This window comes from Pseudomonas sp. DrBHI1 (assembly GCF_002205115.1).
GTDB lineage: Bacteria > Pseudomonadota > Gammaproteobacteria > Pseudomonadales > Pseudomonadaceae > Aquipseudomonas > Aquipseudomonas mosselii.
Genome location: NZ_NIBE01000069.1, coordinates 48,742 through 50,791, shown reverse-complemented (window position 1 = coordinate 50,791; position 2,050 = coordinate 48,742). Strand labels below are relative to the sequence as shown.

The window sequence follows — 2,050 nt, the reverse complement described above, 5'->3', positions numbered from 1 at the left end:
GGGGCCGATCCTGCCCTGGTTGAAACGCACCGCCCGCGACCTCAGGTTATGGATAGTCGCCGGTACCTTGCCGCTGCCCCCGGTCGGCCAGCCGCAAGCCAAGGCCCACGCCTGTTCGCTGCTGGTCGATGAGCACGGCGAGATCGCCGCCCGCTACGACAAGCTGCACCTGTTCGATGTGGATGTGGCCGACAACCGCGGTCGTTACCGCGAGTCGGACGACTACGCCCACGGCAGCCAGGTGGTGGTGGCCGACACGCCCGTGGGCCGGCTGGGCCTGTCGGTGTGCTACGACCTGCGCTTCCCCGAGCTGTACAGCGCCTTGCGTGCCGCCGGGGCCGAACTGATCAGCGCGCCGGCGGCGTTCACCGCGGTGACCGGAGCGGCGCATTGGGAAGTACTGATTCGCGCACGGGCCATCGAGACCCAGTGCTATGTATTGGCGGCCGCCCAGGGCGGCCTGCATCCGGGGCCGCGGGAAACCCACGGCCAGGCGGCGATCGTCGACCCCTGGGGGCGGATCGTCGCGCAACAGGCGCGGGGCGAAGCGGTATTGCTCGCCACGCGCGACAGTGAAGAACAGGCGTCCATCCGGGCGCGCATGCCGGTGGTCACGCACCGGCGCTTTTTCTCGCAGGACGCCTTGCGGCCTGCGCACACCTCGGAGTGACTATGAGCGAGATTTTATCCACCGTCAGCGAGCAGCTCCTGGTCCCGGGCGGCCTGACCCTCGACAGCCTGCAGACGGTGCTGGGCGAGCTGGCCGGCCCCGGCATCGATGCCGCCGACTTGTATTTCCAGGGCCAGATCTCGGAAACCTGGGCGCTGGAGGACGGCATCGTCAAAGAGGGCAGCTTCAACCTCGACCAGGGCGTGGGCGTGCGCGCCCAGTCCGGCGAGAAGACCGGCTTCGCCTACAGCAACGCGATCAACCTCGAAGCCCTGACCTCGGCGGCCCGCGCCGCCCGTTCGATCTCCCGTGCCGGGCAGGATGGCAAGGTGCAGGCGTTCCGCAGCCAGGATGTGACTGCCCTGTATGCGTCTGACAATCCCCTGGATGTGCTGAGCCGCGCCGAGAAGGTCGACCTGCTCAAGCGCGTCGATGCCGCCACCCGCGCCCTCGATCCGCGCATCCAGCAGGTCAGCGTGAGCATGGCCGGGGTCTGGGAGCGGATCCTGGTCGCCGCCGCCGATGGCAGCCTGGCCGCCGATGTACGTCCGCTGGTGCGTTTCAACGTCAGCGTGATCGTCGAGCAGAACGGTCGTCGCGAGCGCGGCGGGCAGGGCGGTGGCGGGCGTACCGACTACCGCTACTTCACCGAGGAGCGGGTGATGGGCTATGCCCGCGAGGCGTTGCGCCAGGCGCTGGTCAACCTCGAGGCCATTCCGGCACCGGCCGGCACGCTGCCGGTGGTGCTTGGCCCGGGCTGGTCCGGGGTGCTGCTGCACGAGGCGGTCGGTCACGGTTTGGAAGGCGACTTCAACCGCAAGGGCAGTTCGGCGTTCAGTGGGCGTATTGGCGAGCAAGTGGCCTCGAAGCTATGCACGATTGTCGACGACGGTACCCTGGAGGGCCGCCGCGGCTCGCTCAGCATCGACGACGAAGGCACCCCGACCGAATGCACCACGCTGATCGAGAACGGCATCCTCAAGGGCTACATGCAGGACAAGCTCAATGCCCGCCTGATGGGCATGGCGGTGACGGGCAACGGCCGGCGTGAATCCTACGCCCACCTGCCGATGCCGCGCATGACCAACACCTACATGCGTGCTGGCGACAGCGACCCGGAGGAAATCATCCGCTCGGTGAAGAAGGGCATCTATTGCGCCAACCTTGGCGGTGGCCAGGTGGACATCACCAGCGGCAAGTTCGTGTTCTCCACCAGCGAGGCCTACCTGATCGAGGACGGCAAGATTACCGCGCCGGTGAAGGGCGCGACGCTGATCGGCAATGGTCCGGAGGCGATGCGGGGTGTGTCGATGGTCGGCAACGACCTGGCGCTGGACAGCGGCGTGGGTACGTGCGGCAAGGATGGGCAGTCGGTGCCGG

The 2,050-nt window shown here is 67.9% G+C and carries 2 protein-coding genes; both read left to right on the top strand.

Features of this window, described 5'->3' with window-relative positions:
* The coding region (locus CC207_RS15685) for a carbon-nitrogen hydrolase family protein (protein WP_256582099.1) at positions 1-670 on the top strand (670 nt) is incomplete at its 5' end.
* Between the two features lie 2 nt (positions 671-672).
* A partial coding sequence (gene tldD / locus CC207_RS15680) for a metalloprotease TldD (protein WP_088852394.1) occupies positions 673-2,050 on the top strand: 1,378 nt, incomplete at its 3' end.